The following is a 24,311-nucleotide window of genomic DNA, read 5'->3' as shown; positions in this document are numbered from 1 at the left end:
CTTTCCCGCAGGAGTCGCCATCTTCCGCTCCACTTTGATCAAAGTAAGATATTCTTAAATGTTCGTATATTTTATTTGGATTTTGCATTATGAAAATGATTCGATCAGTTACATTATTTTCTTTAAAATTGACTCACAAAAAGGCGGTAATAAAAGAGGTATGAATAAATACTCTTTTTTACCGCCAATTCTTTACCTATTCCAAATTTTGTCGTGCCACTTGATTTGCTTTCTTTTTCTTTCTCTTAAATTTTGATGCTATATTATTTTTCCCACTTACTTTCACCTTTGTTTCTTCCGGAGTTGTAAATTCCTCCCCCATTTCCACGTGACCAAAACTGCCATGTGATTTTGGAATAAGTTTATCTGACATTTAATTTCCTCCTTATACATTTTTAAATTACAGTAATAGTTTGCTTTTCTTTTTTCACTTTTATACGGACTCACATTATTCATTCTTTTTTAATTCAATTAACTGATTAAGTACATTTGTAAAGGATTTACTATTAACAGTTTGAACATCATTAAAACTAAGAAAAGGATTACCTTGTTTTTTTATTCGTTCTTCAACAGCTGGGATCGTAAATTGATCTGGTTTTAAAGTGTTATTTACTTCCTCCCACCGTAAAGGTGTTGCGACTAATCCTTTCTCATTCCCTCTAGGTGAATATGGGGCGATGATTGTTTTCCCCTCACGATGTTGGACGTAATCTAAATATAATTTGTTGTGACGATTCTTTTTTAATCGCTCTATAGTAAACCATTTTGGATTTTGCTCGATTAAAAAATCGCATACGAATTTTGTAAATAATCCAGTTTGTTCATATGAAAATGCGTCCATTGGTAATGGGATATATATTTGCATCCCCTTCCCACCTGATGTTTTGATAAATGATTTTAACTCAAACTGGTCAAATATTGCTTTCATTTGTAGTGCAGCTTCAACTGCTAAAGAAAACTCTTCAACTGAAGGTGGATCCAAATCAAACACAATTTCGGTCGGTTTATCTGTTTGAATCGGTTGAAAGGGTATATGAAACTCAATTGCTAATTGGTTTCCTAGCCAAATTAGTGTTTCAATATTATTGCAAACGATAAATTGCGTATCTTCAATCTTTGTAGTGGTAACAAAATCAGGTGTATGTTCAGGACTGCTTTTTTGGTAAAAACTTTCTCCAGGTACTCCATGAGGATAACGAATAAGTGTTAATGGCCGGTTTCGGAGGAAAGGTAACATGAATGGTGATATTTTTTGTAAATAATATAAATAATCATCTTTTTGTATATCGAGTGAAGGAAAAACGGGTTTAACAGGATGCGTAATTTGCACAGAATCAGGTATTGGGAGAAGTTGACGTAACATTTGTCGCCAATTGCATTCTACAGGTTTATTATTTAGCTTAAATGCATGAAATCTAGGCTCTCGCAACATCCCTCCGAGGAAATCGATACAGGCGATTTCTACACAAATAGAAGGCTGTAATTCCCAAACCTCTCCCTTTAGTTTTGTACCATTTGTTTCGAATAATTTTACCAGCGTTTTGTACTCTTCTTCTTTAAAACCATGCCGAAAAGAAACAACATCCTTCAGAATATGGTCTTGATAAACTGCTCCATTAAAATAGCCATTATTTTTATCATATTTGGTTAAAATAACACTCACATATCTCCAATTCTTAATTTTTACCCAGCTCGTAGTTCTTGTATCGCTCACCCATTCGCTATTCTTTCTTTTGGCTATTGCTCCTTCACCATTGTTAATCACTAATTTATTCCATAATTCATCATTATCATTGAACACATCGATTATTTGTATTCGATTTATATTTTCATTATTTATTGAAGTTGGTAGCATTGCCGCTTTGAATAACCTTTGTAACTTATCTTTACGTTCGGTTAGTTTGTAGTTTGTTTGACTTTCCCCTTTAAATTGCAATAGATCAAATACAACCACATGACATGGAAACTCCATTGCATGTTTGTTGATTGAATTCTTACTGCTCATCCTTGAACGAGTTTGAACAACAGAAAAGTTACTTTGAAAATTATTTGTTAAAAAGACTAATTCACCATCTAGTTGTAATGGTAAAAAAGGGCTTATTCTATCTTTTATCTCAACTAAAAAATCAATAATTTCAGGGAATTGCGGATTCAGCACTTTTCCATTTCTACTTACTAAAACAGGTTTTTCAACCCACTCTATCATACAGCGAAATCCATCATATTTCGTTTCGTATAGCCAATCTTCTCCTTTTGGTATTTCATCTGCTTGTGTCAATAACATTGGTTTCAATATAGATCCAACCTTCACACTTTTTAAACTAGCTTTTGATGAATTTGAAATTCTAATACATAAAAACAATCAATGTCTTCAATAATAAGTACAAAAAGAAGGCGAGTGAAAAAAATGCATACAGTTTGGAAAGGGAGTATTAGCTTCGGATTAGTAAATATTCCTATTAAGCTTCACGCTGCCACTGAAAATAAAGATATAAAACTTAGACAACTTCATAAAGAATGTAATACACCGATTAGTTATAAGAAGGTATGTGAGAATTGCAACAAGGAAGTTGTGGATGAGGATATTGTTAAAGCATATGAGTATGCTAAAAATAAGTTTGTTGTTTTGGATGCAGAAGATCTTGAGAATTTAAGGAAAGAAAACGAAGATAAAGCAGTTGAAATTATAGATTTTGTAAAATTAGAAGAAATCGATCCAATCTATTTTGAGAAAAGTTATTATATGTCCCCTGATACTACTGGCAGTAAGGCTTATACATTATTACGAAAAACACTTGAAGAATCAGGGAAAATTGGTGTTGCCAAAATTATTATTCGTTCTAAAGAGCAACTTGCCGTCGTTCGTGTATATAAAGATACATTAGTAATGGAGACAATTCATTATCCTGACGAAGTTCGAAGTATAAGTGATGTTCCAAATATCCCTGCAGAACAAATAGTTGTTCAAAAGGAACTTGATACTGCTTTAATGCTAGTTGAGCAATTAACAACCGCTTTTGATCCAGAAAAATATACAGATGATTATAGAACATCTCTCATGGATTTAATTGAAGAGAAGAAATCAGAGAATACTGTTACTGCAAATAATGTGGAAAGAGAAATTCCAGATAATGTGACAGACTTAATGAGTGCACTACAAGCATCATTAGATAAAACCAAGAAGAAAACAACTAGAAAGAGAACAAGGGATTTAAAAGAGAAAACTTCTTAAAAATAAAAAATCAGCCCCTCAACTATAAATTGTTGAGGGGCTTTTCAGTACATATCTAATGATCTAAGTCGTATCATGTTCATGATACTTAACAAAAAAGGAATAGACTTTTTTCTGGGGGACTTTTTGTTTTTCTAAGTAAGATAAAGCTACCCGTTTAGTTGCATTAGCGTGTTATTCAAAAAACTCCGTTAATGGTTACGATTCGCTTTTCTTCACCGTCACACTATCTATTCATTTATTATAATCATTAGACCGTAGTAACATTATTATTTTTGATTCACTACATCTAGGCACCAAGTGAAATTATCCCAAGCAGAATACCAGCCGCTAAAAATCTCGGATGAATCATCCCAACGCACATCAAATTTCTTTTGACCGTCTATATCCACTAAATTTAGTGTAAGTGTCTCATCTACCTTAGAAACAGCTAACAGCATACCATTTTGAAGTTCTTCTTCAGTAAATGGAACGTCCGATACAGAACGTACCTGTGCCTGTTCAAATACTTGTTTGTTAATGATTTTGTAATTCATAATAATCCTCCGATAAAACTTTCTGTTTTGTTAAGCTCCTACATTATCCGTAAATCATAGGACTATAAAAGTATATCCTATATTCATTCATTATTGTAAGCAAAAAAAATAAACTTTTGTTCTTTTCAAGCGAACCTATCCTAAAGACAAGGCTAGATAATCTTTGTGCAGCTGATTTCAATGAAAGACGATCCCTTCACAAATTAATTCATTTGCTCCAATGTAACGATTAATTTTTAATTCAACTTAAACGATATCGGGATGTTAACGATTGATTTGTATGGATTCATGCTGTGATTTTTCATCAAGTCGATGATTCTAAGTGATTACATGGTTCACCTTTTTTCTGTTCGTCTATTGATTACGTTAGTTGCACATCATGTTCCTAATGCGAAATAAAAAACCAAAACATTTGTCTTTAATAAAAGTCGTCGAATTCTAAACTTATTTTTTGGACTTCTTTATTCGATAATTTAAAGAAAACTTCCTGAGATACTTCTAATTTTAGAGAATCATCTTTTTCCATTCCGGAGTAGATTCCGCGCAATATCCTTCCGGTTAATCCATGTGAAATCGCAATCACTTTAGGTTCATTTTTTATATTTTCAAGCCAATCAGTTAAACGGTACACAACAGTTTCATAACTTTCTCCATCTGGGGAATTAAAATACCAACTATATAAATCTGTATTATTAACAAGGTTTGGCCAAGATATTTCAATTTCCTTAGTTGTTAATCCAGCCCATGATCCTACAGCAACTTCACTTAAGCGATTATCCTTCTCTACTTTGCTAAAATCATAACCGATTGTTTCACAGATAATTTCAGTACTTTGCAAAGCTCTCCCCAGTGGACTTGAAATAATTCTCCAATCATTTGGATTTCCAATAATACTTTTTAACATTTTTGCATTTTGCTTAACTTGAGCTATCCCATTGTCATTTAATGGAGAATCTAATTCACCTTGATACCGACCTTGTGTATTAAAAACTGTTTCTCCATGACGAAGAAGGTATAGTATCTGACTCAAAGTTATCCCCCCTTTTCACCATGATAAGTTATTATGAGTGAATTCGGAATATTAATTTTATTTTGAGGACTATTTTTCAATTCATGGTCCGATTGCGAAATAAAAAGCCAACTGATTTACAGCTGACTTTACATTATTATTAACCTTAGAGCCACGTTATCAATAATATGATTTTAACTTGGAATTATTTCAAAATCACTTTTAAGCATCCCCATTATTATTTCATCTGAATATGTACCATTATAATAAAGCGCTTGCCGTAAAACGCCTTCTTTTTTGAATCCAACTTTCTCATAGACCCTAATTCCACGTGGATTATGACTAAATACTTCTAACTGTAAACGATTTAATCCTAATTCTTTAAAAACAAAATGAATAATTCTTTTTATTGCTTCAGTACCATATCCATTTCCTGTTAATGCAATTGAGTTCATAGAAATTCTAAACCCAGCTTTTCGGTCTTCTTCAATAATGTCTAATATCGATAGTTCACCTATCATTTTATCTGTGGATTTTAAACAAATTGCAAAATCGTATCGAGTTGTGTCTTCATTAATCCTTTCAATATGAGCTCTTATTTGTTCTAATGTAAATTTAGTCTTTGTTCCTGTCATATAACGAATTTCTTCATCTTTTGTAGCGTTTAAAATATCTCGTGCATCCTCAATACAGATTGGCCTTAAATAAAGCCTTTCACTCTCTAATTTCACTTTATGACCTCCCTAATCAATAAATGCTATTTCTTCATAGCTTTAAGAACTAGTTCGGTTTTTTTCAAAATTTCCCTGCTTGATTAATTAAAAAAAGCTTTTATAGTGAACAATTTGTTCCTTATACGCAATAAAAAGCCAACTGATCTACAGCTGACTTTTTTCTATTTCAATAATTTGTCAATTAAATAAGAAAACGTGCCATTTTCATTTAAAATTAAGACGCCTAGTCCAATTAGTACAAATGGAACGATGATATGTCCATAACGCTCTAAGGTTTTTGCAACTAATGGGAAGGAGATTAATTTATTTGCAATATAGCACCATGTAGCTACAAGAAATAAGAAGATGAGGACAACGATCCCTATTTGCCACCCTTTATATGTAGCAAAGAACGGTATATATACACCTATATTGTCGCCTCCATTGGCAAACGTAACTGTAGCGACTTTATAAATGCTCGGATGAAAAAACTTCTGTATCCGACTTGGATTTTCATTTGTTTCTTCTATTGATGCTTCTTGGACTATATATGCTTCTCCTTCTCTTTCAGCTTGCTGTTCTTCTGCTCGTTCTCTAAACTGGTCTACCAGGCCTTTAAACCCCAGATATATAGGAACCACTCCCATTAATCCAATCCATTCTTGAGGAATAATTAAAGCCCCTAAAGCTCCAATCAAACTTAATATTACAAGTGCAATAAAACCTAAATACTGACCAAAGATAATGTGTGTACTTTTTAACTTAGAATCACGTTGAGAAAACCAAGTCAATAAGAGGAAGATATCATCGATATTTGTTGCTGCAAACAAAACAATTGAAGTAAGAATTAAACTCATCAAATCTCCATTCCTATTTTTGATTTATTTTACCACACTTCTAAATTAGCTAACCTGTCTGTTAGTTGAAAAAGAAAAGATTTTCCCTAGTGTACTATTTGTCCCTAAAACAAAGTAAAAAAGTCAGCTGAGCATGCTGACTTTGTCTTTACTTAATTTTTATTTATTACTACTTCAGAATAAGTGCAATAACCCCTATTATAATACACAGAATTCCGCCCAAAAATTGCCCTAATCCTGAAGCTTCACCCATAAGCAATAAATTGAAGATGTTTTTTCTTTTTTGATTTTTCCCAAATAGGCCGTCGTCTGTTCTCATACGATAAAGCCCCCAAACTGTTAAAACTATCCCAAAAATAAATAATATATAAAGCATTTTAATTCCTCCGTTGTTTGTTTAATAAGTCCATCTTTTGAAATGTATTATTTATCTTCCTCATCAAAAATAAAAGTTTCTTCAATTGATAAATTAAAAACTGAAGCTATTTTATACGCAAGTTGGACAGATGGATTATATTTTTGTTTTTCTAATGAGATGATTGTTCTTGAAGATACACTTACTCTCTCTGCTAATTCTTGTTGTGTTATTCCATGTTCTATTCGCAATTCTTTTACTCTATTTTTCATTAATCCACACCCAATTAAAGAATATGATTATAATATTTTCTCGATAAGATTTCACATATTATTAAAGATATTAAAATAATAAATAAAGAAGTATTTGCTGGAATTACCACAAAATTTAATAGAAACAAAATAATTAAAATTTCAAATACCATAATTTGCAAAGAAAAGTAGGCAACTTTTCCATCAATTAAAGCATCTCTTTCGTCATACTCCTTCGATAATTCCTTTTCAAGTGATTTGTTCTTTCGTGATTTAATGTAAGAAAACGTTGAATACAACAAAAGTATGCCACCTGATAATAACATGAGATAACCGTAATTAATTCCTACTGATGTATCAAGAATTATTTGAATGCTTCCCAATATTATTAGCAAGGTTGTTACTAAAAACCGCTGTATGAATAGATTTTTCAAAAATCCCTCTCCTAACCAAAATACTCTATGAAGTTTATTTCACGTGAAGAAAACTTCACGTGAAGTTAACTTCACTTTAAAGTATTTTAAAACAAAAATCAAGTGATTTTTTTATTTTCATTTAAAGTAACTGGATATTTCATTATTTAAATCATTCTAGTTTAACTGTATTCAATTAACCTTCTAGTTGAAGAAGAATGGCCTTGTTTAAAAGAAAATACATACGTTACCGAAGAAAATAAAAATGTATCACATGAAGTATTCTAGCTCCTTCCATGTGATACATTTTCATTTTTGGTCAGTTTTGGGGACTTTTTGGGGGACTAGTATTAATTGAAGGACCTTTAAGTTATATAATAAGGCTATGGCCGGCTATATCCACCCCTAAAATAGCTGCACCGGAGCGTGTTAAATATCATAGATATATGTACTGGCACCAGCTGGAATATCTGTTTTTAGTGCAAAGATTGAACGTGCTTTTAAGATTTCTAAAAGTTATTGTAACTCCCATAGGGCTTACTTTTGGAATAACTAATAATCCTGGTAAAGATCCCATTGATTGAGTTTCTATTAGCACTTTAGTGTTTGCAGATGTTTGTTATTGCGATTCTCTTGAACATTCACTTTCGACGACTTTATTTTTCTGAATGTTCCGTCATCTATTGGTATACCGTTACTTCTAACATTCATTTGGTAGCCTCCTTTTACTAAGATTAGGAACAAAAAATCGCTTTCTATGCATTATCTTTGTAATAAAAAATCCCTAAAATAATAAAAATCACAAGCAATATAGTCCATACATACCAATTTTCAATAAGTATATTAATCATTACTCTTCATCCTTTTTTATTTATCATTAATATCTTCCGGTAGTTTATTATTTGTTTTAATGATGATTAACATACTTTTTTGGTTTATCTAAGTAAGACCTAGGGGCTTTGTTTGTATAGCAGTAACTCTTCGATAATTTCAATTTGTATTTTCTACGGGATGTTCACTATTTGGTGGTTATCTATTTGTTTTCTCTTCAATCTTGCGAGCCTGAACTACCAATTAACGCCCTCGGTACTTCTTCGACAAGAACTAATTTAAATTCAGCGGGTAAAATATTAGGATTTGATGTTCATCCTCATACTTTACGACATACCTATACTACTATATAAATCTCAAGTGGAGTTGATGTAGTAACAGTAGCTGATCGTTTTGGGGACTCTTTTGAAAGGGTTTTAAAGGTTTATGCATACGCTACCGAAGAAATGCGACGGTAAAATTCAGCCATTGGACCCACTGTCACCAGCATACGGTAATCAAGAGATTAGTTGGCATAAAGGGATCCCTACGCATAGTGAGATTAAGTATACTCAGAAGTTTTAAAAAGATAATAATTTTAAAGGTAAGGATATAAGTTTTTTGAGATGAATATGTTATCATTAATTCTATAATTTAACTATTTTATCTAGGAGTGATTATTTGATACCCCATAAATTTTTCTTGATTCCAAATACTATAGATAAGAAATTACTAGATGGTTTTTACCCAAGTGAAGATGATAAGGCTGGTGATAATCAATATGTAATTGAAAGTTTTATTATTGATGATGATTTTATGGATTATATAATTGATAGTTTAGGTGAGAATGAGTTAAATGATGTACCTTGTTTAAATCCAAATATGAATTGCCGAAAAATGGATGGATATAGTAGAGCTGGTAATAGTCTTTTTATCGAGGAATCTGCTGAAAAGTTAATAAAAACATTTAAATCATGGAGAGAATTTTTACAAGATAAACCAGATGAATTCACTTCTGAAGACGGTTTCGATGAGTTTAATAAAAAAGAAATAATGGATAATCTCGAAAAAGCAATTGATTGTTCGAAAAAATTATTAACTAACAAGTTTTATATTTATCATTCAGGAATTTAAAACTATTTTAATATAAGGTAATTTACTAATACGGCAGTAATTCAAATGATTTAAAAGGATTATTTTTATAAATAATCCTTTATCATGGATAAGTACATATTAGGATTTGATATTCATCCTCATACTTTGCGACATACCTATGCTTCTATATTAATCTCAAATGGAGTTGATGTAGTAACAGTAGCTAATCTTTTGGGGTCTCTTTTGAAAGGGTTTTAAAGGTTTATACATACGCTACCTAAGAAAATAAATATGTATCACAGGAAGTATGCTAGATTACTTTCCGTGTGATACATTTTCATTTTTGTGGACTATCTTATTTAGTTTTGATTTTGTGTTGTGGAAATTGAAAATATACTCATGTTATATTCCCTAATGCAAATTGGTTATATTCATTAGTTATCTTAAATCATCCTAAAATATTTTCGAATAAAATCACATAAATACCATTAAAATGGTATTTATAATATATATACTTTATAAAACAGTATATTATTAAGATATAAAATATTTAGGAGGAATGATTTTGAATAAACTAGTGAAATATGGCATAGCTATTGCATTAACCTTTACTACATTTTTTGGTGCTTCATTAGCTTCAAATAACAATGATGAAAATGCACATGCAGCAAGCATCTATTCAAGTTGTAAAGCATTTAACTCTAAATATCCTCATGGCGTAAGAGTATCATCCAAAACTAAAGATACTGTTCACAAACGTAATGGCAGTAATGTATATAAAACTTCCCGTGCAACAGTTTCCAAAGAAATCTACAAAAAAGCTGTTAAATACAATTCTGATTTAGACAGAGATAAAGATAATATTGCATGTGAAAAATAATTATTATTTACGAGATGCATCTTTTAGCGATGTATCTCTTTTTATTTCTTGTCACGCCACCCCCTCAAACACCTAATTAAATAAAAAAAGCCCTATCATCACTGTGGATGAGAGGGCAATCTTTTATGATAAAAAAGGAGGAAAGGTAAAGAATAAGAATTAAAACATGAAAAGTATTTTGTTATTTAGCTTATCCCTTACCTTAATGTTAGCTTATGCAATGCTATAATGATGCTTAAAGATTGTCACCTATTTTAGATAATAATTTATTTGACATGTTGCAAAATGAATGGAGAAAAAAGAATAAATAACAAGCAGATTATTAATGTTATATTCTTATTTACTACATTTAGATATAACTTGTTTTAGATTAGCCATTTAATTCAAAAATGATTATTATATTTTACCTTCTCAACATATTCAATTGTTTGCAATATTATACAATCCGCTCATAGTACGTAATACGTTACACTTACGCTTCTATACTGGTTGCAAATGGAATTGATATAGTGATATTTACAGATTGTTTGGGGGACTCAACTGAAATGGTATTAAAAGTATATGCTCATTCTTCAGAAGAAAATAAAAATGTACCACTTAAAGTATTCAAAAATACACTTCAAATGTGATACATTTTAATTTTCAATTCAATTTGGGGGTACCAGCCTATTATTCACTCTTTGATTTTTTAGCCAAACGTCTATATGACGGGGTTATCCCCTTAAAATCCTGCTTAATCGCAAGATATCGATCCATTTCTTCAATGAATTGATAAAGTGATGCCATTGCTAAAAATTTCTCATGTGTTGATGGTAGTGGTAATTTCGCAAAGTCAATCTTTACGTCTTCTAATTTACTGCGGTATTTTTTTGCAGTATTCCCTGAATGAACGTTTTCCGATAATTCCTCCATAAAATCTGCTACAAGTTCAGCTTGTTCAACAATTACGGGTAGGTTTGTGATTTTCGGTAAAACCCTTTCGATAATGTCTAATTGTCGTTCTCGTATATCAAAATATTGATAGTACAGATTTTCATGACGCGTAAGGTGATTTTCTACATCTTGATAAGCAAGTGCCTTTGCCTTATTAATCACACTATTCGCTTCAACAAGTTCTTTCCCATCCCAGCTCGTATCCCCATTACGCAAATATTTAGCAATTTCTTTAAAAATTGAACTATATTGTCCCTCTATTTTCAAACGATATTCATCTAATTTATGTCGTATATCCGGCATATACATATTCACTGCTAAAGCTGTACCAAAACCAATTAGCATTAAAGATAATTCGTTAGATACTAAACTCCAGGTGAAATTTGCAGTAGAAAATATATGTAAAATAATAACGACAGAAGATACGAAACCAGGTGTCACTTTAATCATAACGAGAATCGGTAAGAAGAATAAGATCATTAACCCTAATACCCATGAATGATACCCAAATAATTCAAAGAAGGAAACAGACATGATTATACCGATTAAAGTTGCCATAACCCTTGTATATACTGCATGAACAGATTTTCGTTTCGTAGATTGTACGCAAAGTATCGTTAAGATCCCTGCAGATGAAAAGAACTCCAATTGAAAGTATTGAGCAATTCCAATAGATATCGCTGCACCTAGCGCAGTTTTTAAAATTCGAGAGCCAATATGATACCTCTTCACTATTATCACCCCTAAAAAAAGAGCACTATAGTAAAATAGCGCTCTTCTAGATAAATGATTAAACTTCTTCGCAATATTCTTCGAAGTAAGCTTGAATTGAAGTAATAACAGACATTGGATCATGTCCTTCAATTTCATGACGACCAATTTCTGCAACAGGTTGGCCATCTTTTAATAATACGAATGATGGTGATGAAGGAATGTGATCTTCACCAAAGTACATACGTGCTTGCGCAGTAGCTTCTTTATCTTGACCAGCAAATACAGTTACTAAATGATCTGGACGTTTGTCGTAGTTTATCGCATGAGCAGCTGCTGGACGTGCAATACCACCTGCACAACCACATACAGAGTTAACCATAACAAAAGTAACACCTTTACGTTTGATTGCTTCGTCAACTTCTTCTGCTGTTTTTAATTCTTCATAGCCATTCGCAGTCATTTCACCACGTGCTTGACGTAGCATATCTTGCATAAATAAATCATAATCCATATTCATAGTAAATCGCTCCTTTCAGCTTCAATTAATACTATAACAGGTGTTTCGAAGGTTTTCAAAATAGTTGTTTTAAAACACATCCAATTAATCGGAATATATCATTAATGTGAATCGCGATTATTGTGTTGATCTAACTTTCCAGTTCCTTTTAAATAAAAAAAGGTACCAAGAATAAAAAGACCTGTACAAATAAACATCATAAAACCATTCCATTTACTGTCAAATAATGTTACATTTGTTAAAACTACGATTTGCATAAGAACAATGACAAAATATAGCATTCTTTGATTCAAAGAATTACCTCCATAAATTAATTTAATACAAATATTAATAGTGTATATCTACTATTGTATGAAGTGGAATTAGCTCCGCTTTCCGTGGGCGAACTGACAAGCCTCCTCGCTGCGCTCCGGGGTCTCGTCGAGCTCGTTTTCCCACAGGAGTCTCCGCTAATTCCACTTCAATTAAGCTAGCTAAACAGGATTTTATTAAAAAATTCATTTACTATTACTTTCTAAGTGACCTCAGGAAATAATAGAATCTTATGAATTTATATTCGACAGCAGAACTTGAAATTCATTGTATTTAGTATAATTTTTACATTTCTTTATTATTAACGGCTTCATTCAGTGAATTTTCATTGTAATATTTTCCTGGAAAAACTTAATTTAAACTTAAATGAGAGGATGATTAGCATAAAAAAATTATTGATCAGTTTAGCTTTTTTATTAATTCTTTTAAGTGCTTGTTCTGAAAAGAAAAAAGAAGTAACTAAATTAGAAAACGTAGATTCTTCTGAATTATTAATCATTCAAAAAGTCGAAGGTAATAGTAAAGCTACTGAAGACAATATTATAGTTAAAGACAAGAAAAAGATAGAACAAATATTAGCGATGGTAGATGGAATTAAGGTAGAAGAAACAACAAGTAAATACATGATGGATGAAATGAAGAAACACACAACCTATATGTTTAACTTTGAAGAAGATCAAGGCATTAAATCTGGAGAAAATGTAGCCTATGCTTTTGACATTCTAGAGGATGGTACAATATTCTTCACCCATAAAGATGTTCACTCGGTTCAAAAGCCTCGAATATCAATAGAAAAGCATAAAGATTTGTTAAAGAAAATACAAATGCTTACAGAAAATGAACAAAAGCAAAAGTAAATTTTTCATTTCATCCCCAGTTTCAGGGGATGAAATGAAAAGAATATCCTTGTTTTAAGAAAACTACAATTCCTCCGCAACTACTTCTACAATTTCATCAATAGCAGGAATCGTACCTTTTTGATTTTGCACTAAAATACTAAATGAATATGACATTCCACTGTTTCCAATTAAATAACCACTTAACGTATTAACACCCTCAATTGCGCCTGTTTTCGCAAAGATTCTACCTTCAGTAAATGGCGTTTTCAATCGATTTCGAAGCGAGCCACCAATCATTCTGTCTGAGTTTGCAGCAACCGGTAAACTATTGAAAAAAGTTCCGTACCACTGTTTTTCTCCTTGAACAATGAATAATAGCTGTGTTAAATCGATACTTGAAACGCTATTATTATGCGACATACCTGAGCCATCTACAAAAAACCAATCATCAATGTTTAGCTGTCTGGATGTCGCATATTGTTTCAAAACCCTTAACCCTGCTTTTGTACTCCCCTGATCCATCCTTACTTTCCCCATTGTCTTTACTAAAATATCTGCGATACCGTTATTGCTTAATTTCATATAAGGTACCATTAATTGAGCGAGTGGAATGGATTGTTTTTGTACAATTAGTGTTGCGTTGGTTGGTGTTTTACCATGATAAAATTTATCCTGAGAATATTGAATGTTATGTTTTTCAAGTGCATGTTTAAATAACAATAGTGTATGCATTGTAGGATTGGGAACAGTGATCCATTCTTTCCAACTCTTATTGATAGGTAAATTTCCGCTAACCACCACTTTATTTTTCCTATATTCACGTTCAATTTTTAACATAGTATATTGATTTGCAGCAACTGTTTTTGCATGATTTTCAATGACTAATTCGCCCAATTCAGGCGTAATCTTCAATTTGGGTTTCTCTCCAATAGTCTCGCCTAGTGCTTCAATAATGACAGTACCAGTATCGTAATCACTATCAGGAGAAAGGGTTAATGCTGTAATAGGCGCGGCATAATAATAGGACTCATCATCTTTTTTTATATCTGGTGTTAGTAAATCTTGATCAAACCAAAAATCATCACCAATAATGCGACCATCTATTTTCTTGATGCCAAGATCTGCAAAAAATGAAGCAAATTGATCCAAATCTTCAACGGTCAATGTAGGATCGCCAGTACCTTGTAAATATAGATCACCATGCAATATTCCATCTTTCACACGTCCAGTAGTATATATATTTGTCCGAAATCGATAATTTTCACCTAATTCAGTTAATGCAGCAGCACTCGTTAATAACTTCATATTAGAAGCAGGCTTTTGTTGCCTATTTCCATTGAAATCATAAATAATTTTTCCGTACTCATCTCGAATTGCTATACTTACCTCAGCACTCGGCATTTTCTCTTGTACAATTTTCTTAACAGATTGATCAAGTTTTTGAATTGTAGAGGTATTTGCTTCAGCTGATGTATGTACACCTATTAAACAAAAAACGAGCATACACAAAGTTAGAAGAATGCTTATCTTCTTTTGCATTTGATCTCTCCTTGATAGTAGAATACGCTAACTTTTTAGGTGCTATTTCTTATTGAACACTACTATTTTGCCCATGATATAGATCAAAATTACGTTGGAAGAAAAATTATCATTGTTTATGTGCCTCATAACATTCAATCCATTTTTCCATAGACATTTGCTCCACTAACTCCCCTATCAATTCGTAAGGAATATTTTTTGTATTGGTAAATCGAATACAGCTTTTACCCATATTTAATTTTGTCGGTACTCTTTTACTATATTCGTCTTCGAACCACTTTAGTAATTTTGGATTGCCGTATATTCCCATATGATAAAGAGCAATATGTTTTTTCTGTGCTCCCAAACTAATAAATGGTAATGGTGTATTTGGTGTCACATGATAGCCATTGGGATAAGTAGATAAAGGGACAACATAAGAAATCATATTATATTGCATTGTCTTTTCAAATCCCTCTGGAATATTCTCATCAACCACGTTCATAAGTCGAATAAATGCATCTTTCCATTTTTCATCCATTGAATTCATATACTCATCAAACATAATTAATCCCCCTTTTTATTTTTCAAATAGATTGTTTTAATGAAATTAATTTGAAATTATAGGTTTCACTTCCTATAACATAACAAAAACGCTCGAACTCAATCAATGAATTCGAACGGTTTTAGAAATTTCATTTTCCAAGGTGCATTATTATGATAAGATGGAAAAAATTTCGAAATTTACTCAAAGGGGTATTACGTATGTGTATTGTTAATTTTCATTTTCATAATCATTCAAAATATAAATTAATTCTTGTTGCAAATCGTGATGAGTTTTATGAACGACCAACAAAACCAGCACATTATTGGGAAGATGAACCAAATATATTAGCCGGACGTGATTTACGACAAATGGGAACTTGGTTAGGGATCACGAAGGAAGGAAAATTTGCAGCTATAACAAATTTCCGTGATCCTAGTTTACCAGTGACAGGTCGATACTCAAGAGGAGAGATCATTCGTAATTTTTTAACAAATGATATTCAACCAGACCTCTTTATTAATGGACTAATAAAAGAAAGACAAAGTTATGGAGGTTATAATGTCATATTAGGTGATAGTAATGGTTTGTATCACTACAATAATGTTTTAGACGAATCGAAGGATATAAAGCCAGGTACTCATAGCTTAAGTAATCATTCACTAGATACTCCTTGGCCAAAAGTTGCAAAAGCTAAAACAAGATTAAATGAATATGTTCAAACTAATCCACTTGAGGTTAATATAAATGACCTTTTTAACCTTGTTTCAGACCGTTCAATGGCTCATGATGATGAATTACCTCATACAGGAGTTGGGTTAGAAATGGAAAGATTATTATCACCCATATTTATCAAAATTCCTAATTACGGTACTCGTTCATCTTCCGTTTTGTTAATTGACAAGAATAATCATGTAACATTTGTAGAGAGAACTTTCCATGAAGGTGAATTTCAATTTGATAAAAGATTTGAGTTTGCTATCAATAGATGATTCAAGATTGCAAGAATAGTAAGATCCTGAAATTACAATATACACAGATTTATGAAACTAATTCATATTTGTAAACATTTATGAATAAAGAAAAACGTTGAACTCTATCTCAGAATTCAACGTTTTTCTTTCATTTATACTAAGCTTTTAACAGCTTTTGCGATAATAGAGCCCCCTGCTTTACCTTACTAAAAATTAAGCTCAATATTTGTGAAGGTATACACTTAAACTATCGGGTGCTTTAGATGAACAAGAAAAGAGACGCTTCTTCCACAATAGCGCCCGATTGTTGAATATCATTGTTGATATTTTATTGTTTCACTAAGTATACTCTTACTTAATGTTATATATATTTCTATCTCTTATGGCTTATAAAGCTTTCATTTTTGTTTGATTGGTTAGTTCTCTTTTGCCATTAGCAGAAAGTAAATATCCTCCCAGCCATACAAATCCTATACCTGTAATGGCTCCTCCAATGACAGTGATGATTCCTTCAGCATTTGGTATAAAAGTAGCCAAAGCAAAAACAAGCGTTCCTACTATTAAGCATAATCCACCCATACGAGGAAGTATGCCTTCTTTCATCACCGAAATTCCAACTAGAATCATACCTAAAACAAAAAACAATGGTCCAACTGTATATATAATGCCTGAAACACCTTCATCAAAAATAGGTTTTACATTCACCCCAGAAACACCTGCTATTTCTACAAATACAACTGCCGTTACACAAGTCGTACCAATCAGACCCAACAACATTCCTAGATTACCCAACAGCCCATTTTTTTTACCCTGCGCCTCAAATAATCCTATAAAAGCAAAGCTAAGACCTAGGTGACCAAATAAAACTAAGCTTTGACCAAAAACAGTTCCATCATCTGCCTCCCCTAATAGGTTAATCAAATGTCCGATTCCTAAGAATAAACCAGATATAACACTTGCGAATCCTCCGACAGATCGAAATAAAAGTGTGGGATACATTATGAATTTCCTTCCTTTTATGAATTTACCTCTTGTGTTTAATTTTACACAAAATAGTTTTACACTTCTATTAGTTCTTAAATTAACCAAAATTTCGATGATATTTTAATATTAATTTCTAATTGTATTACAACCGTTCCTCAACAATCTGGCCCTTAAATGAAAAAGGAGCGCTTATCCTTTTTCAAGGATAGCACCCGTTTGTTGAATAATGAAGATCGCAAAAGTTGCCAAATACTTCCAAAGTTTACTAGAGCATTCGTTAGTTAAGAAGAAAATTTAGAGGTCACTAATTATGCCGTATCGATTTTCTTTACCCATCCAAGAACTGACATCACGCCATTTTAAACTCTTAGCAGAAAGCCAGCTAGTTTCAGTAAGCATTGAGTTTTCGGGTTCCCAATTATAGTCATTGGCCCAATAAAATAAACCTTTGTGTAAAATCAGTGTTGCATCATAAATGATTGAATCATAATTTTCTGGACTAGGAACAATATGAAATTGAGCTACCCCCTTAAATAATAATTCGATTGCAGAAGGGTTACTATACTGTCTTTGAAAGAGGATTCGTACATTAGTATCAGGTACAGGAGACATCGATAAATTATCATCAACATAACTCTCAGTCCACATATACAATTCTTTTAAACAACTATCATGAAAGCCACCAAATATGTACAAAAGTTTTTCAATATCTTTATTATCTTTAATTTCTAACCATTCCATAGGGCTACACAACTCCTGTTACTTATTCTCCATCAACATTACAATTTAGGAATTTCAACTGTATATTCAACTAGCCAGCACGATAGTTGAAGTACATTTTTTACAATCTAACCTGAATTTTAACATAAATATCCAGATTTTTTTAGAGGTGTTGTTCAATTGTTCAACTATATGGCCCTATACATAAAGAATGAGCGCAATTTTTATATAATTGCGCCCGATTGCGGAATATTGAATAACACAAAATTTGCAAAATAGTTCCTCAACTATTTTGCTACGCTCACATTACTTGAATAATACTTTTCTAATCAGTATCAGTTATACAAATTAGCCAAATTCGACTTAATGCTGTATCTAATATAAACCAAGTATCATCCCATGCAACATCATAAAACCAAGCACTATAAGGATTACTTGTGTGAAAAGGAATTATATCAAGAAATCTATCATCAAACATAAATTCACAAAATTGTTCCCCTAATTTCTTCGCTTCCTTCGGTGTTCCGTAAAAATATTTATAAGCCCCGCCATTATAAATTACTTCTCCTAATTCTCCATCTAATACAAATGAACTTGTTCTTCTAAAATCTGTTTCACAAAGTAATTCTTCTTCTATTTTTAACTCAGGAACTGTTTTCTTAATATCTTCCGAAGTAAAGAATTTATTGAAATACCTTTCGTGTTCTTCAATCATATTAGGGTAATTGAGTAGGTCAGTATCGTTTATTTTAAAACATTTAATTATTATCCCACCATTAACATGAGTCAAGGTAATTGTCTGCTTTATTCTATCTATAATCGGATTGTTAATTTCTAACACTTCAACTAAATTACTACTCAAATAAATCACTCCTTTATTCCAACTCATTACACATCATTGTTCCTTTAACGCTCTAGTTTGTTTCTATTTATAGTTCTCAAAGTATTTTCCTTTTTCGATGATTTCTTGTGTACTTAGACCAATCCACTCTTCTGGTGTTTTGCCGGGATTTAAATCAAGATAGGATTTAATCATTTTATATCCTTCACTGTAACCATATGACCTCGGTAAATCTTTTCCGCCAACTAAAATTTCTAACTGCCGATTAAAGTCCTTTTTGTTTAAATCAGGTTCAATTTTAGACCATAATTCTTTGTCGTAAGTTAAATCCACTGGGGTACTTTCAATATTAGGATAAACGGTTTTCTCGAACATGACCGCTTTTCCTTCAAATATAAGATTATCTAAAACAGTACCAGAATAATTACTTAAATACTTTCCTGTCCAAACACTGTGAAGATATTCATGGGCAACACTGACCTTGATAAAATCATCCTTATAATATCCAGTATATGAGATAATAATTTTCCCAGCCCCAACCGTAAGCATCGGCATATTTACACGGCTAGAAGGAAATACACACACCGCTGTATCCTTTTGAGAGGGTAGCAGTGCTGCGGATTTCAAAAGTGATTCTTGAATGAGTTCATTCATTTCTTGATTATGAGTTTCTAGTTCTTCGTTTATTTTTTCTAATTCTGCTAAACTATCAGGGGCCGAGTTAAGAATCTCTTCTGCCATATAAAGTAATTCTCCATTTTCGAAACAATCCTTGTAAACAGGCTGAATGACTTCCTCTTTGTACAGTTCCAAGGTTGATTTGCTTGGATTCCTCTTAACTTTTTCAAAATACCGGTCAAATAGTTGACTGACTTGAATAATTTTAAACTTTTGTTTGGTTTGAGGGTCTTCGAATTTATACATAATTTCTTTGTAATCAGTATTCTGTTCTTTTTTATGAGGTAGTTCCTCACTTGTTTCAGTTCGCGTACAGGAAGTGAGCATTAAAAGTATTAGAAATAGAATTAAAGTTGCGCTTGTTTTTAGAGTGTATTTCAATTTTATCCCCCTAAATAAAGAAACTTTTTTAATTTTAATTACTTAATATAAAAATAGTAATTTAAAACTTTATAAAATATTGAAAATTTTTTTGGTTTATTAAAATCTGAACTACTATATATGCAAGAATTAGAGGGTATTGTTAACTTCAACGTGAGTTTGAACTGTATATCTAATACTACAATCACAAACGTATTAAAGGGAAATTAAAGGGATTGAGTCCGGTACAATACCGAATTCAATCCTCCGTAGCTGTTTAACTTAATAAAATGTCTAACTTTTTGGAATCACATCAATTTCAGGAAAGCGCCAGATTGTAGAATATCAAGATTAATTACTACCAATTTATTACAGGTTTTACTTAATGACTTAAATATTAGAAAATTCCATTCGTCTTATATATATTTCTAGTTATAAAATTTATTTCCTTTGTCATTATTCCTTTTTATTATTAATTGCTTATTCCACAATCTTGCCCTTTAATTGAATAAAGACGCTTTCCTTATTTCAGAAAAGCGCCAGATTGTTGAGTATTGAAAAATGCGAAAGACTGAAAATAGACTCATCAATTATTTATTAAGCACCCCGTTAGCCATCCATGAAGCGAAAAAATCAGCACTTCACCACAGAGAATGAAAATGGATACCCCTGTCTATACTGTTTCTACGGCTAGCGAAGAAGGTCGATACACTTTATATGGTGCCATCGAGCCCATCCGTTAGTCTCAGAGGCTCAGCCTTTTTTTAAAAGTGTTTTTAGTGGGTCTTCAACACAGCTTCTCTAACAGACATTCCTTCTTTTCGGTTTCGCTCAATACCTATTAATTGCAGGGAAAACAAAAATTTATTCATTCTATATCATGCCTTTTTAAGAATAACGGAAGAATATATAGATAATACTACTTAAATGGAGACAATTTGTAATCTTCAGGAGGGCTAACTTGTTCAATCAAATAAAAAAAGCTTTACCCAACTTATTTACGATTGGAAATTTATTATGCGGTGTTATTTCAATTACCTTTAATATGAGTGGCTTTTTAGAAGTAGCCTCCATTTTTATTTTCCTTTCGGCTATTTTAGATCTTCTTGACGGAAGGATTGCAAGAAAATTAAAAGTGAACAGTGAATTTGGCGTAGAATTGGATTCCTTAGCTGATATTGTTAGTTTCGGAGTTGCTCCTGCCCTTATATTTCATTCGATAGCAGCACCATCAATTTTAACTTCTTTGGCATTTATACTTTTCCCCACTATGGGGGCATTAAGATTAGCTAAGTTTAGTGTTAAACCAACGATTGGGTATTTTAAAGGATTACCTATTCCAGCTGCTGGACTAACATTGGCTGGAATGGGAATGTTTTCATATAGCAATGCATGGATTACCTTAATTCTCGCTCTCTTAATGGTAAGTCCGATTAGGTTTAAAAAACTTTAAGTTTACTATCTAACATTCAAAAAGCTAGAAACCTTTTGAAAAAGGAATAGCTTTTTTATTCTAACGCTACTACATTAAAACAACTTATGCTGATGGATTAACAACTATTATAGAGGAATTAAAGTATGAAAATGGATTACTCATTAATATATCTTTAAACACAAAAAAGCTGAACTAATACAAAAATTAGTTCAGCTTTAAAATAACTTATTATAATGTTACACATTATATAAAGAATACTGATACATTAAGTGCATTACTTAAAATCTTGACTTTCAAAAATTCATCTTCATTATACAAGTTATAATTGCTTAGCCATGACTTCTACAATTTCATCAATAGCTGGAATTGTGCCCGATTTATTTTGTACTAAAATACTGAATGTATAAGGTTTTCCACTACTTCCTATTAGGTAACCACTTAGTGTATTTACACCACTCAATGATCCTGTTTTAGCAATAACTTTGCCAGCTGTAAGTGGTGATTTTAGACGATTTCGTAGTGTACCACCCACCATTCTTTCTGAATTTGCAGCAACTGGCAGACTGTTGAAATATGTGTTAAACCATTTTTCCTTTTGAACAGTAAACAAAAGATGAGTTAAATTGATACTTGAAACTCGATTACTATGTGACATACCTGAGCCATCTTCAAAAGTCCATTCTTCAATATTCAAATGACGAGATTTTGCATATTTTCTCAATATTTTTAAGCCTGCTTCTGTACTACCTTTATGCATTTTTACTTTTCCCATTGTCTTTACTAAAATATCGGCAATTCCATTATTGCTTAATTTCATATACGGAATCATCAATTGAGAGAGTGGCATTGATTGTTTTTGGGCAATCAGTTTTGCATTATTAGGCGTTTTTGCACGATACAGCTTGTCCTTTGAAATTTGAATATTTTTTTGCTCTAGTAAATGTTTAAACATTGTTAACGTGTGAGTTGTTGGATTTTGTACCGTTACCCATTCTTTTAAACTTTTATTGATTGGCACATTTCCATTTACTACAATTTTATTTGTTCTAAATTGACGTTCAATTGTTATTGTATTTGGCTGATTAGATTCAACCGTTTTTGCATTGTTTTCAATAACCAAATCTCCTAATTCAGGAGTAATTGTGAGAGTAGGCTTATCACCAAGCTTTTCACCTTTTGCTTCTACTATAATCGTCCCAGAATCATAATCACTATTTGGCGAAGTAGTCAATGCCGTTATCGGAGCTGCATAATAGTAAGATTCATCGTCTTCATCAATACCCGGTGTTAACAAATCTTGGTCAAACCAAAAGTCATCTGCCACAATACGACCATCGATTTGTTTAATTCCTAGAGCTGAAACACTTCCAACAAACTGTTCAAGATCTTCTTTATTTAAAGTAGGATCTCCAGTACCTTGAAGATATATGTCCCCCTTTAAGACACCATTTTTTATCTTCCCAGTATAAAAAGCATTTGTTTTAAAACGATAGTTTTCTCCTAAAATCTCTAAAGCTGCAGCACTTGTTAGCAACTTCATATTAGATGCAGGTTTTTGCTTCTGATTTCCATTTAAATCATAGATGACATTGCCTTTTTCATCTCTAATCGCGATACTGACATCAGCACCAGCCATTTTTTCGCTAACAATTTTTTGGACGGATTGATCAAGCGTTTGGATCTGCGATGTACTAGCTTCTGCTGATGTATGTACACCAACTAATCCGAAAGCAATAATACAAGACGTTAGAAACATACTTACTTTTTTCTTCATACGATTTCCCCTTTGCAATAGATTATTCTAGCTATTCATAAGAATTCAATATTCTATTTTCCATTTCCTATTAATATAAGAAAATCAGTTCTATCGATAGAGTTTTTCGCATTTCTTAGGGTATTTCTAATTACTTGTAATAAAGATTATTATTTATTAAGCCCACAATCGAATTCAAATTAGGACTTTTACTCTTCATATATTATTTTCTTTGTTATTCCATTATTAATTTTAATATTTTGTAAAGTGTTATGTATAGATATGTTCGCGCAATATCATCTGGTTTTCCTACAGGGCGGGCTAGATGTTACGAATGATAACTTCTGTTAATGCATCATAGTCTCTTGTCTCACTGCTTATACAAGATTGGCATGCTGATTACCAAATAAAAAAGAGTCCCTTACTCGAGGTAAGAGATTCCTTTTCCATAATAGATATTTGTAAAATCATTAAAAATTATAGCTTTCTAATGCTTCTTTAATTTCCTCAATTTGCCCTATATGACGTTGTTCATGATAGCCTATGAAAGACACCCATTGATTGATGGATAGCGAACCGAATGCTGGATGGGGTAACGATTTTTGATCTAAATCTTCTTCACTGACTTCTTGAATACTCTTGACCAAAGCATCTCTTGAATTTGTTAATTTTTGTTTCAGGTTTTCTAATGTTTGATATGCGTTCGATGGAACCCATTCCTCTATAGCTTTTACCTTATGAGAACGATCAACTGCTAAATGAACTGGTTTTGATTTTGTTGGATTATTTTCGTTGTTTAAAAGAGTTTCCTGTATTACACGAGTAGCGTCCACTTCTAATAAATAAAGATGCTCTAATACTTGTGCAATCGTCCACTTTCCTTCTTCCACTTCTTTATTTAATTGTTCATCAGATAAACCACTTACGCTTTTCAAAAGAGCTTCTCTAGCTTTTATATTATTGTTCATACATGTTCCCTCCCCTATGTTAATAGTTTTTCTCTACAATTTTCCTCAATCCCTTCTATTTTCCCACTGT

Annotated in this window: 27 protein-coding genes and 1 pseudogene; 8 read left to right on the top strand and 20 right to left on the bottom strand. The window is 32.1% G+C overall.

The features are described 5' to 3' along the window. Positions 1-196 precede the first annotated feature (196 nt). Together ABE048_RS15295 and ABE048_RS15290 are read right to left on the bottom strand one after the other, a co-directional pair. Complete coding sequence (locus ABE048_RS15295; RefSeq protein ID WP_430312130.1) at positions 197-373, bottom strand: hypothetical protein; 177 nt, start codon at positions 371-373, stop codon at positions 197-199. A 75-nt stretch (positions 374-448) separates the two neighbouring features. Then, on the bottom strand, positions 449-2,293 hold the full coding sequence (locus tag ABE048_RS15290) for a DNA ligase D (protein ID WP_430312129.1): 1,845 nt from the start codon (positions 2,291-2,293) through the stop codon (positions 449-451). A gap of 114 nt (positions 2,294-2,407) precedes the next feature. Here ABE048_RS15290 and ABE048_RS15285 point away from each other — a divergent pair, with 114 nt between their 5' ends. Then, on the top strand, positions 2,408-3,232 hold the full coding sequence (locus ABE048_RS15285) for a Ku protein (RefSeq protein WP_430312128.1): 825 nt from the start codon (positions 2,408-2,410) through the stop codon (positions 3,230-3,232). Between the two features lie 269 nt (positions 3,233-3,501). Here ABE048_RS15285 and ABE048_RS15280 read toward each other — a convergent pair whose 3' ends face one another. The 7 genes from ABE048_RS15280 to ABE048_RS15250 form a co-directional block, all read right to left on the bottom strand. Continuing rightward, the gene (locus ABE048_RS15280) at positions 3,502-3,768 is read right to left on the bottom strand and encodes a hypothetical protein (RefSeq protein WP_430312127.1); all 267 of its coding nucleotides are present in this window, start codon (positions 3,766-3,768) and stop codon (positions 3,502-3,504) included. Positions 3,769-4,186: 418 nt separating this feature from the next. Further along, positions 4,187-4,798 carry a histidine phosphatase family protein gene (locus ABE048_RS15275; RefSeq protein WP_430312126.1) on the bottom strand — a complete coding sequence of 204 codons (612 nt, stop codon included), beginning with the start codon at positions 4,796-4,798 and terminating at the stop codon, positions 4,187-4,189. Between the two features lie 173 nt (positions 4,799-4,971). Then, positions 4,972-5,508 (bottom strand): GNAT family N-acetyltransferase, encoded by a 537-nt coding sequence (locus ABE048_RS15270; RefSeq protein WP_430312125.1) that lies wholly within the window; start codon positions 5,506-5,508, stop codon positions 4,972-4,974. Between the two features lie 164 nt (positions 5,509-5,672). Then, positions 5,673-6,347 (bottom strand): cadmium resistance transporter, encoded by a 675-nt coding sequence (locus ABE048_RS15265; RefSeq protein WP_430312124.1) that lies wholly within the window; start codon positions 6,345-6,347, stop codon positions 5,673-5,675. 169 nt (positions 6,348-6,516) lie between these two features. After that, on the bottom strand, positions 6,517-6,723 hold the full coding sequence (locus ABE048_RS15260; protein WP_430312123.1) for a hypothetical protein: 207 nt from the start codon (positions 6,721-6,723) through the stop codon (positions 6,517-6,519). Between the two features lie 47 nt (positions 6,724-6,770). Further along, complete coding sequence (locus tag ABE048_RS15255; protein WP_430312122.1) at positions 6,771-6,974, bottom strand: helix-turn-helix transcriptional regulator; 204 nt, start codon at positions 6,972-6,974, stop codon at positions 6,771-6,773. A 14-nt stretch (positions 6,975-6,988) separates the two neighbouring features. Further along, positions 6,989-7,387: a hypothetical protein gene (locus tag ABE048_RS15250; RefSeq protein ID WP_430312121.1), complete on the bottom strand. Its 399-nt coding sequence runs from the start codon at positions 7,385-7,387 to the stop codon at positions 6,989-6,991. Positions 7,388-8,857: 1,470 nt separating this feature from the next. On the opposite strand from ABE048_RS15250, the gene ABE048_RS15245 reads away from it, so the two are divergent. The 3 genes from ABE048_RS15245 to ABE048_RS15235 all read left to right on the top strand — a co-directional run bounded on the left by ABE048_RS15245 (position 8,858) and on the right by ABE048_RS15235 (position 10,151). After that, positions 8,858-9,310 carry a hypothetical protein gene (locus ABE048_RS15245; protein WP_430312120.1) on the top strand — a complete coding sequence of 151 codons (453 nt, stop codon included), beginning with the start codon at positions 8,858-8,860 and terminating at the stop codon, positions 9,308-9,310. An 84-nt stretch (positions 9,311-9,394) separates the two neighbouring features. Then, positions 9,395-9,529: a tyrosine-type recombinase/integrase gene (locus tag ABE048_RS15240; RefSeq protein ID WP_430312119.1), complete on the top strand. Its 135-nt coding sequence runs from the start codon at positions 9,395-9,397 to the stop codon at positions 9,527-9,529. A 307-nt stretch (positions 9,530-9,836) separates the two neighbouring features. After that, positions 9,837-10,151, top strand: coding sequence for an excalibur calcium-binding domain-containing protein (locus ABE048_RS15235; protein ID WP_430312118.1), 315 nt, complete (start codon positions 9,837-9,839; stop codon positions 10,149-10,151). A gap of 669 nt (positions 10,152-10,820) precedes the next feature. Here the strand turns inward: ABE048_RS15235 and ABE048_RS15230 are convergent. From ABE048_RS15230 to ABE048_RS15220, 3 genes are all read right to left on the bottom strand, one after another. After that, complete coding sequence (locus ABE048_RS15230; RefSeq protein WP_430312117.1) at positions 10,821-11,816, bottom strand: aromatic acid exporter family protein; 996 nt, start codon at positions 11,814-11,816, stop codon at positions 10,821-10,823. 58 nt (positions 11,817-11,874) lie between these two features. Further along, positions 11,875-12,315, bottom strand: a complete 441-nt coding sequence (locus tag ABE048_RS15225; protein ID WP_430312116.1) for a BrxA/BrxB family bacilliredoxin — start codon at positions 12,313-12,315, stop codon at positions 11,875-11,877. A 101-nt stretch (positions 12,316-12,416) separates the two neighbouring features. After that, positions 12,417-12,608: a hypothetical protein gene (locus ABE048_RS15220; protein ID WP_430312115.1), complete on the bottom strand. Its 192-nt coding sequence runs from the start codon at positions 12,606-12,608 to the stop codon at positions 12,417-12,419. A 393-nt stretch (positions 12,609-13,001) separates the two neighbouring features. Here ABE048_RS15220 and ABE048_RS15215 point away from each other — a divergent pair, with 393 nt between their 5' ends. Next, positions 13,002-13,484, top strand: a complete 483-nt coding sequence (locus ABE048_RS15215) for a hypothetical protein (RefSeq protein WP_430312114.1) — start codon at positions 13,002-13,004, stop codon at positions 13,482-13,484. Between the two features lie 63 nt (positions 13,485-13,547). Here ABE048_RS15215 and dacB (ABE048_RS15210) read toward each other — a convergent pair whose 3' ends face one another. Both dacB (ABE048_RS15210) and ABE048_RS15205 read right to left on the bottom strand, forming a co-directional pair. Further along, positions 13,548-15,005, bottom strand: coding sequence for a D-alanyl-D-alanine carboxypeptidase/D-alanyl-D-alanine endopeptidase (gene dacB, locus ABE048_RS15210; RefSeq protein WP_430312113.1), 1,458 nt, complete (start codon positions 15,003-15,005; stop codon positions 13,548-13,550). A 109-nt stretch (positions 15,006-15,114) separates the two neighbouring features. Further along, a complete protein-coding gene (locus ABE048_RS15205) occupies positions 15,115-15,549 on the bottom strand; it encodes a DUF1801 domain-containing protein (protein WP_430312112.1) in 435 nt (144 codons plus the stop codon). A 200-nt stretch (positions 15,550-15,749) separates the two neighbouring features. Here ABE048_RS15205 and ABE048_RS15200 point away from each other — a divergent pair, with 200 nt between their 5' ends. Continuing rightward, positions 15,750-16,520, top strand: coding sequence for an NRDE family protein (locus tag ABE048_RS15200; RefSeq protein ID WP_430312111.1), 771 nt, complete (start codon positions 15,750-15,752; stop codon positions 16,518-16,520). A 369-nt stretch (positions 16,521-16,889) separates the two neighbouring features. On the opposite strand, the gene ABE048_RS15195 is transcribed toward ABE048_RS15200, so the two are convergent. The 4 genes from ABE048_RS15195 to ABE048_RS15180 form a co-directional block, all read right to left on the bottom strand. Beyond that, entirely contained in the window at positions 16,890-17,501 is a 612-nt protein-coding gene (locus ABE048_RS15195) for a hypothetical protein (protein WP_430312110.1), read from the bottom strand. A 279-nt stretch (positions 17,502-17,780) separates the two neighbouring features. Then, entirely contained in the window at positions 17,781-18,227 is a 447-nt protein-coding gene (locus ABE048_RS15190; protein WP_430312109.1) for a hypothetical protein, read from the bottom strand. A 304-nt stretch (positions 18,228-18,531) separates the two neighbouring features. Then, the gene (locus ABE048_RS15185) at positions 18,532-19,068 is read right to left on the bottom strand and encodes a hypothetical protein (RefSeq protein ID WP_430312108.1); all 537 of its coding nucleotides are present in this window, start codon (positions 19,066-19,068) and stop codon (positions 18,532-18,534) included. 63 nt (positions 19,069-19,131) lie between these two features. After that, complete coding sequence (locus ABE048_RS15180) at positions 19,132-20,106, bottom strand: DUF2268 domain-containing putative Zn-dependent protease (protein WP_430312107.1); 975 nt, start codon at positions 20,104-20,106, stop codon at positions 19,132-19,134. 176 nt (positions 20,107-20,282) lie between these two features. On the opposite strand from ABE048_RS15180, the pseudogene ABE048_RS15175 reads away from it, so the two are divergent. Next, a pseudogene (locus ABE048_RS15175) lies at positions 20,283-20,366 on the top strand (IS3 family transposase); the annotation flags it as partial. A gap of 680 nt (positions 20,367-21,046) precedes the next feature. Then, entirely contained in the window at positions 21,047-21,538 is a 492-nt protein-coding gene (gene pssA / locus ABE048_RS15170) for a CDP-diacylglycerol--serine O-phosphatidyltransferase (protein WP_430312106.1), read from the top strand. 301 nt (positions 21,539-21,839) lie between these two features. Here the strand turns inward: pssA and dacB (ABE048_RS15165) are convergent, their stop codons facing one another. Both dacB (ABE048_RS15165) and ABE048_RS15160 read right to left on the bottom strand, forming a co-directional pair. Beyond that, complete coding sequence (gene dacB, locus ABE048_RS15165) at positions 21,840-23,294, bottom strand: D-alanyl-D-alanine carboxypeptidase/D-alanyl-D-alanine endopeptidase (protein ID WP_430312105.1); 1,455 nt, start codon at positions 23,292-23,294, stop codon at positions 21,840-21,842. Between the two features lie 449 nt (positions 23,295-23,743). Continuing rightward, positions 23,744-24,241, bottom strand: coding sequence for a DinB family protein (locus ABE048_RS15160; protein ID WP_430312104.1), 498 nt, complete (start codon positions 24,239-24,241; stop codon positions 23,744-23,746). Between the last annotated feature and the right edge of the window lie 70 nt (positions 24,242-24,311).

The organism is Rummeliibacillus pycnus, assembly GCF_050459865.1.
Taxonomy (GTDB): domain Bacteria; phylum Bacillota; class Bacilli; order Bacillales_A; family Planococcaceae; genus Rummeliibacillus; species Rummeliibacillus pycnus_B.
This window is presented reverse-complemented; position numbering and strand designations above follow the sequence as displayed.